At 68.3% G+C, this 7,220-nt stretch carries 8 protein-coding genes; 3 read left to right on the top strand and 5 right to left on the bottom strand.

Going from position 1 to position 7,220, the window contains the following annotated elements; genetic code table 11:
* Both ACRYCC_RS30665 and ACRYCC_RS30660 read right to left on the bottom strand, forming a co-directional pair.
* A partial coding sequence (locus ACRYCC_RS30665; RefSeq protein WP_433817205.1) for a DUF6069 family protein occupies positions 1 to 434 on the bottom strand: 434 nt, incomplete at its 3' end.
* A 177-nt stretch (positions 435 to 611) separates the two neighbouring features.
* The gene (locus ACRYCC_RS30660) at positions 612 to 1,175 is read right to left on the bottom strand and encodes a hypothetical protein (protein WP_433817204.1); all 564 of its coding nucleotides are present in this window, start codon (positions 1,173 to 1,175) and stop codon (positions 612 to 614) included.
* 292 nt (positions 1,176 to 1,467) lie between these two features.
* Here ACRYCC_RS30660 and ACRYCC_RS30655 point away from each other — a divergent pair, with 292 nt between their 5' ends.
* On the top strand, positions 1,468 to 2,322 hold the full coding sequence (locus ACRYCC_RS30655) for an aminoglycoside phosphotransferase family protein (RefSeq protein ID WP_433817203.1): 855 nt from the start codon (positions 1,468 to 1,470) through the stop codon (positions 2,320 to 2,322).
* 20 nt (positions 2,323 to 2,342) lie between these two features.
* Here ACRYCC_RS30655 and ACRYCC_RS30650 read toward each other — a convergent pair whose 3' ends face one another.
* Positions 2,343 to 2,831: a MarR family winged helix-turn-helix transcriptional regulator gene (locus ACRYCC_RS30650; protein ID WP_433817202.1), complete on the bottom strand. Its 489-nt coding sequence runs from the start codon at positions 2,829 to 2,831 to the stop codon at positions 2,343 to 2,345.
* A gap of 262 nt (positions 2,832 to 3,093) precedes the next feature.
* The gene (locus ACRYCC_RS30645; protein WP_433817201.1) at positions 3,094 to 3,465 is read right to left on the bottom strand and encodes a VOC family protein; all 372 of its coding nucleotides are present in this window, start codon (positions 3,463 to 3,465) and stop codon (positions 3,094 to 3,096) included.
* A 109-nt stretch (positions 3,466 to 3,574) separates the two neighbouring features.
* On the opposite strand from ACRYCC_RS30645, the gene ACRYCC_RS30640 reads away from it, so the two are divergent.
* Positions 3,575 to 4,045 carry a MarR family winged helix-turn-helix transcriptional regulator gene (locus ACRYCC_RS30640; RefSeq protein ID WP_433817200.1) on the top strand — a complete coding sequence of 157 codons (471 nt, stop codon included), beginning with the start codon at positions 3,575 to 3,577 and terminating at the stop codon, positions 4,043 to 4,045.
* 47 nt (positions 4,046 to 4,092) lie between these two features.
* Here ACRYCC_RS30640 and ACRYCC_RS30635 read toward each other — a convergent pair whose 3' ends face one another.
* Positions 4,093 to 4,992, bottom strand: coding sequence for an AurF N-oxygenase family protein (locus ACRYCC_RS30635; RefSeq protein ID WP_433817225.1), 900 nt, complete (start codon positions 4,990 to 4,992; stop codon positions 4,093 to 4,095).
* Positions 4,993 to 5,544: 552 nt separating this feature from the next.
* Between ACRYCC_RS30635 and ACRYCC_RS30630 the strand changes: the two genes are divergently transcribed.
* On the top strand, positions 5,545 to 7,128 hold the full coding sequence (locus tag ACRYCC_RS30630; protein ID WP_433817199.1) for a GMC oxidoreductase: 1,584 nt from the start codon (positions 5,545 to 5,547) through the stop codon (positions 7,126 to 7,128).
* The last annotated feature ends 92 nt before the right edge of the window (positions 7,129 to 7,220 follow it).

The following is a 7,220-nucleotide window of genomic DNA, read 5'->3' as shown; positions in this document are numbered from 1 at the left end:
TGGATGAGGGTGAGCATGATCTTGGTGTCGGTGGTGGCGTGTTCGATGCCGATGGGGGCGAAGGACAGCAGCAGGACGGTGGTGGCCAGGGTGGTCCAGATGGTGTGGGCGTGGTGGGTGAGGTGTTCGAGCAGGGCGAGGGTGCCCCAGCCGAGGAGGGCGAAGACGAGGGCGAAGATGGTGATCTCGGGGAGGATGAGGGGGTGGGGCTGGGGGTTGCCGGGGTCGGTGAGGGTGAAGTCGGTGCCGGCTGCTTTGGCGGCGAGGTAGAGCACGCTGGCGGAGACGGTGGCGGTGGCGACGGCGAGGCCTCGGACACGCCGGGTGCCGGCGGTGGCGGTGCGGGCGGTGCGGGTGGTCTGCGGGGCGGCGGCGGCCGTGGCGGTCTGCGCGGCGGTGGTGGTGGCGGTGGGGGCAGCGGCGGTGGTGGTCATGTCAGAGCTCCTTGTCGGTGTCGGCCGTCGGCCTCTGGCCGGCCGCGGTGTGCGGTGTTCGTGGTGTGGCTCGGTCGCGGCCGGGTCTTCGATCACCACGACTTCGAACATGCCCTTACGTTCTCACCGACAAATCTATTTGTCAAGCCGATTCTGATTGTCGGCTGGACCACCTTGCTAGCGGGCCGAAGGCCTGACGGAAGACGCGGAGATTCCGAAGTGCTCACCGGCCAACCGGGCCTGGTAGCGGCTGACCGGCCAGAGCACGAGGGTGATGGCGAGCAGGAGCGGTGGTCCCTGGATGAAGTGGGCCGCCCACGCCCCGGCAAGGGTCGGCCCGCCCCACGATCGGTTCAGGTTGTCGGCTCCGAAGACCGGGTACAGCACGCCCCGGGTCAGGAAGACGGCCCATGCCGGTCCCATCAGCGCGAAGGACACCAGGTCGGCGGGCAGGCGAGCCAGGCTGTGGCGGAGCACCTGACCGGTCCTGCGGGGCTGCGGCGGCTCGGATTCGGCGACCGGCACGCCGAGCAACCGGCGGGCCAGCACCCGCTGTGCCCGGTCGACCGGTGCGGCGGCGCCGAACAGCGCGGCGATGAGTGCGGCAATCCCCACCGGCAGCGCCACGACGGCGTAGACGCTGCGGGCGGAGATCGCCTTGACCCAGGTGCGCCGGCCCGTCCGCCGTCCGCCGCCCTTCTGCGGCCGGGCCGGGCGGGCAGCGGTGCTCGAGGTGCTCATGGTCCTCCTCCTCGGGGCGGTTGTCGTCGTGCTCATGGTCGGGCCGCCGGCCCTGGGGCGTCATCGGCCACGCGGACGCGATCGGCCTCGGCCGCGTGGCCGAGGCCGGGGCGCCGCCGGGCCTCGGGGCGGAGCCGTCATCATCCCCGCGACCGATCATCCGCAGGCGGCGATCGCGGTGTTCGGGGTGGGCGCGGCGCTCCGGCCGGCGGTCCGCCGACGCCGGCCGTCGTGGGTCCTCGTCGCGCCTGGACATCGACTCGTGACCGTACGGCGACCTTGAATGGAGCCTGTGGACATCCCCCCGCCCCTCGCGGACCTGGCGCGGCAGGCCGTCGGAGAGATCACCTCAGTGGCCGACCGGTCATGGCCACGGGAGAACTCGGCGGTATGGGAGATCACCACGGCCGCCCGCCGCCGATACTTCGTCAAGCGACACCCGGCCCCGCTGTTTCACGAACGGGAGGTCACCGCCTACCGGGAGATCGTGCCGGTCCTGGGACGAGGTAGGACTCCTGAGCTCATCGCCGCCGATCGGAATCTGGCGGCCATCGTGATCAGCGGCCTGCCGGGGGAGGTCGTGCGGGGCCTCTCGCTTTCACCCTCCCTGGAGCTGGAGGTGTATCGGCAGGCCGGAGGGCTGCTACGCCGCATCCACGGCGTGCCGATCACGGGGCCCGGTGTTCGCGGCATCGGGCGTCTCGTCCAGCGGTGCGAGGAACATCTCCGCCGCGCCGAAGGACTGCTCCACGCCCGGGAGGTCGCGTTCGTCCGAGCATGCGCCGCCACCTTGTCCACCATCGAACCGCGGCTGCCGGTGACGGCAACACACGGAGACTTCCAGCCTCGCAACTTCCTGTGGGAGCGGCGAACCTGCCGACTGGCCCTGATCGACTTCGAACGAGCCGAGCCCGGCCCTGCGGTACGGGACCTGGTCCGGCTGGAGTACGGCACCTGGGACGACAGGCCAGAGCTGCGTGCGGCGTTCCTGGACGGATACGGCCGAGACCTCACCGACGATGAACAACGGGCGCTCACCTGCCTTGCGGGGCTGGACGCCCTCAGCGGCCTGCAGTGGGGCACCGAGCACCGCGATACCGAGGTCACCGGCCGCGCTCGCGACGCCTTCGCCCGGCTGATGAAGTGACCGCGCGCCAGGGCGAGCGTCTACTCGGCGGCCCCCCGGTCGCGGCTTCTGGAGAGGGCGGTGAGGAGCCGCTCGGCGAGCGAGGTCAGTGTCTGGAGTTCGTCGGGAGTGAGGGCGGAGAACCAGGCGGCCATGGCGGTGTGGTCGGAGGCGTCGCGTTGGCGCCAGTAGGCCTCGCTGGTCTCGGTGGCGATGAGGCGGCTGCGGCGGCGGTCGGCGGGGTCGGGTTCGGTGCGCAGGAAATCCTTCCGGGTGAGGGCCGTGACCAGTTGGGCGGCGTTCTGGTGGGTGGTGCCCAGCGCACGGGCGGCCTCGGTGACGGAGGGGCCGTCCAGCGCCTTGACGACGGTGAGCAGAGCGGCCTGCTGGGTGGTCAGGCCGTCCGGGCGGAGGCGTTCGTCCATCAGGTAGTGCAGGCGCTGACCGGTCGATAGCAGGACCCGGAAGGCGCGTACGGAGGGGTCGAGGTCAGGATCGAGGCCGGGCAGGGCCTTCCGTGATGCGTCCATGGCGTCTATGCTAGCGATATACACAATATATTGCGTATTTCCGCGCGACCTGCGCCAACGGCCCGCCCCGATGGGAGATCGTCTCCAACCCCTTCCGAGCGACGACCAGGCCGGCACTACGCAGAACGAGCCGACCCCGTGCCCATAACATGATCGGGGCGGCCATCTGCGCGAAGGCCCGGCCGTGAAGGTCGAACCCCTCCACACCCGAACTCGGCACCAACAGACCTACCTGCTCACCTGACCGCTGTTGCCCATCAGCTCAGGGAACGGTCGTGAACAGTTCGTAACTGTGCCCGTCAGGGTCGCGGACATAGACTCCGCGGCCGCCAGCGAGATGGTTGATCTGACGGTCCCAACCGTGCTCTGGACCGGACCCGTACTCGATCGCCGGGTCACGGCGGAGCCGTTCCAGTACCGCGTCGAAGGTGTCATCGTCCACCAGGAAGGCATAGTGCCCCGGCTGGGCACCGTGCCGATCGTCGAAGTCGAAGGTGAGGTCGGCGTTGACCTGCACGGGCGCGAAGGGGCCTGTCTCCTCGCGCACACGCACCCCCAGCAGGTCCGCGAAGAACCTCGCCCCGGCACTCTTGTCGGTGACCGGCACGATCGTGTGGTTCAACACAACTGACATGACGCCTGTCCTTCCATAACGGCATCCGCGTGCGATACGCACACAATATAGGTGCGTATCGCACGCGATGTCCATGCGTATCGCACCCGTTCACCGCTACGCTGCGGACATGACGGGAGCTTCACGAGCCCAGCCCGACGTCCCCGCCGATGGCGGGCCGGCGTTGTTCCGACTGGTTCGCTTCTGGTCGCGACGCTGGACCATGCGCGCATCCGAAGAGCTGACCGGCCAGATGCGCCACGTGCAGCACATCCTGGTCGTCGAAGCCGTCGAGAGCACCAGGAACGGTCCCGGAGAAGCGACGATCGGCACCGTGGCTCACCAGCTCGGGCTCGATCACTCCGGGGCCAGCCGCATGGTCCGCGATGCCGTCGCCACCGGATATCTCATCCGTGTCGCCTCGGAACACGACCGACGCCGCGTCTCCCTGCACCTGACGCCGAACGGCCACGATCTCCTCACCGGCTCCCGCCGGTGGCAAGGCCGGGTCTTCGACGAGCTCACCGCCACCTGGGACCAGCGAGACCGCCGACAGTTCGCCGCCTACCTCCAACGCCTGGCCGACGAGCTCGGCGTCTGAAACAGAGCCACAACGCGGCTCGGGCCGACCAAGTCGGCAACACGGGCTCAGCGGATGAGGCCCGCGGCGCGCCAGAGGTGGGTTCCCGGGCCTTCGACGAGACCGACCTCGGTAAGGAAAGGCATGATCTTTTCTCCCATCCACAACCGGGTCCGCTGGTGAATCGGATTGGCGCGAGCGACCTTACGGCCGACCTTGGCCGGGATTCCCACGCTGGGATAGACAGCCTGGTCGATCATGCAGTCGACCAGGGTGGTGCTGACGGCCGCGGCCACCAGCCGGTGGCGGGCGAGTGCGGACCTGCTGAGGCCCGCCATGCTGCGCATGAGTTCCTGCCTCGCGTAGCGAACGTGACGGGCCTCCTCCACCACATGGATGCGGAACGTGCTTCGCACCAGTGGTTGTACACGCTCGTCGTTCATGGCCTCGCGCTGGATTCGATCGAAGACCTCCTCGCCGACAAGGAAGATCGCCCACATGGACGGGCCGCCGCCGACCGCCTTGTACAGCCGCCCCATGTTGTGGAAGAGCCGAGGCATTCCGTATCCAGGAGTGTCCAGCTTCTCCAGGAGGCGGCCGAACATCGCTGAGTGGCGAGTTTCGTCACCGACCTCGGTGAGCGCGAACTCGGTGTGGGCACTGCGCGGATCGAGGTCGTACACATGGCGCATGAACATCTGCATCAGGCAGAGCTCAAGCCATCTGCCGACGCCCATCTGGCTGGCCAGTTCATGTTTGGACAGCTCGAGACGCTGCTCGAAGCCCAGCCGTTCCCAGGCCGGCGTGCCGTAGAGGGACACGCGTTCCCACGGCATGTACGGCATGGCCGGTTCCGGCGGCGCCTGCCAGTCGACGTCGGTGACGGGGTCGAAAGAGGCTCTCGCCGCCGAACGCAGCAACCTCTCCGCGACGATTTCTCGGTCCTCGACACGTCCCACTCGTGGCATGGAAGACGTCTCTCCTGTCGTTTTCGCGGTGACCTCAGAAGTTCTAGATGGTTCGCGCATCCCAGACTCGTGATCCCTTGCGGACAGGCCGGGTGAAAGCTCCAGGCCGCGAGGACTGATCGGACCAAGAGCATAGTGAGTGCTCACTTCTCTCGATACGCATGGACGCAAGGGCCTGGCCGCCTGAGGCTCATCTGTTCGTGACAACCCCGGTGCCGGTCGTGGCGGGCTGCTCGGCCGTTGGCCTGCGCGGCCCTGACCGAGCGCCGACGCTGACGGCGGGCCCCGGGGTCGGGGGAGTGGGCGGACCTGCTGTGAGGGGCCTTGCTACCCACCGGTTCTTGTTGCTCGAACGATGACAGGCGGCTGGTTTTTGTGTTTTCCGCTATATCCCCCGCTGCTGCAGAAGGGGACAGTGCAGGGACAGATATCACGTTCTCGCATATAGAGAATATGATGCTCGCTCCGCAGAGCCCGTGGTGGTGTCGTCCCCACGCCGCGCCTTGACTCGCGGCTCAGCGCAGCTCAGTCCCCCCGATCGCTAGGAGCACCATGTCCGCAATCAGTCGTCGTTCCCTGCTCGTCGGCACCGCAGCGACCGCGGGGCTGTCCGCCGTCGGGATGCCGGGGGCTCGCGCCGCCGGGCGTAGGCGGGTGCCGGTGACGCGCGAGGACCGCCGTGTCGTCATCATCGGCTCGGGTTTCGGGGGTGGGGTGACGGCGCTGCGGTTCGCGCAGGCCGGAGTGCCCTCCCTGGTCCTGGAGCGCGGTATCCGGTGGCCGACCGGGCCCAACGCCGAGACGTTCCCGCACGCCTCGTCTCCGGACAAGCGGATGTTCTGGCTCGGCTCGCCGGTCGAGATCTTCGGGATCAAGCCTCCGGCGTTCGACGCGCCGTACACCGGCCTCCTGCAGCGGATCGCCGGCAACGGGATGGACATGATCGTCGCTGCGGGCGTCGGCGGCGGGTCGCTGGTCTACCAGGGCATGACCCTCCAGCCCGCCCAGAACGTGTTCAACGCGACCATGCCCGAGCAGCTCGACTACGCCAAGATGAACAGCGTCTACTACCCGCGCGTCGCGCAGATGCTGCAGATCCAGACCGCCCCCGACGAGCTGATCAACAGCCCGACCTACCAGCCGTCGCGGGTGTTCGCCAACGAGATCAAGCGTGTCGGCTACGACCTGTCGAAGATCCCGATGCCGATCGACTGGAACTTCGCGCTGCGCGAGCTGAAGGGCGAGATGAAACCGTCGTACACCAACGGCGACTGCGCCCTGGGCGTCAACAACGGCGGCAAGCATTCGGTCGACGTCACCTACATCGCCGCCGCGGAGGCCACCGGCCGGGTGACCGTGGCCACCCAGCACAACGTCACCGATGTGGCCAAGGCCCCGGACGGCCGCTGGCAGGTCTACGTCGATCGCATCGGCACTGACGGCACCGTCCTGGAAAAGAAGATCATCACCGCCAAGGCGCTGGTCATGGCGGCCGGAACCGCCGGGACCACCAAGTTGCTGATGCGCGCGTCGGCCAAGGGCCAGATCCCTGACATGCCCGACGGGCTGGGCACCAACTGGGGCTCGAACGGGGACCGCATCTACGTCTGGTCGGACTTCGCGGACGACTTCGGTGCCCCCCAGGGCGGTCCGGTCGTGTACGGCAGCAAGGAGTGGGGCACTCCGGCCACCGCCAACACGATCATCCAGGCATCCCTGCCGCCCAGTCCCAACCTGCGGTCCACCATGCTCGTCGGCTTCGGGGTGAGCCAGGGCCGGGGCTGGTTCGTCTATGACTCCGCCAAGGACGACGCCGTGCTCCAGTGGCCCAAAGACGGAGACTCGGTGCTGTACAAGCGGATCCAGCAGCGGGCCTCGAAGATCGTTGGACTGGGTTCCGTCCTCACCGACACCACCGCGGTGTACCCCTCCACCTGGCATCCGCTGGGCGGTGCCTCGATGGGGGTCGTCTGCGACCTCGCCGGCCGGGTACTCGGGCAGCGCGGTCTGTACGTCCTGGACGGATCGCTGATGCCGGGCACCACAGCGGCCTGCAACCCCTCGATGACGATCGCCGCGGTGGCCGAGCGGGCGACTGACGAGCTCATCGCCAAGGATGTGGGAACGGTGTTCTGACGCCGGCTGCGGATCCGCATGAAACCAGGCGCTATCCGTCTTGTGCCGGTGTCGGCCGATGGATGATGTGGGTCATGAGGCTCAAGCGAATG

Source organism: Actinomadura scrupuli (assembly GCF_050971785.1).
Classification (GTDB): domain Bacteria; phylum Actinomycetota; class Actinomycetes; order Streptosporangiales; family Streptosporangiaceae; genus Actinomadura_E; species Actinomadura_E scrupuli.
This window is presented reverse-complemented; position numbering and strand designations above follow the sequence as displayed.

Coding starts and splice junctions, on each gene's coding strand:
- ACRYCC_RS30660 (WP_433817204.1), bottom strand. CDS start 1,175: ATGAGCACCTCGAGCACCGCTGCCCGCCCGGCCCGGCCGCAGAAGGGC.
- ACRYCC_RS30650 (WP_433817202.1), bottom strand. CDS start 2,831: ATGGACGCATCACGGAAGGCCCTGCCCGGCCTCGATCCTGACCTCGAC.
- ACRYCC_RS30645 (WP_433817201.1), bottom strand. CDS start 3,465: ATGTCAGTTGTGTTGAACCACACGATCGTGCCGGTCACCGACAAGAGT.
- ACRYCC_RS30640 (WP_433817200.1), top strand. CDS start 3,575: ATGACGGGAGCTTCACGAGCCCAGCCCGACGTCCCCGCCGATGGCGGG.
- ACRYCC_RS30635 (WP_433817225.1), bottom strand. CDS start 4,992: ATGCCACGAGTGGGACGTGTCGAGGACCGAGAAATCGTCGCGGAGAGG.
- ACRYCC_RS30630 (WP_433817199.1), top strand. CDS start 5,545: ATGTCCGCAATCAGTCGTCGTTCCCTGCTCGTCGGCACCGCAGCGACC.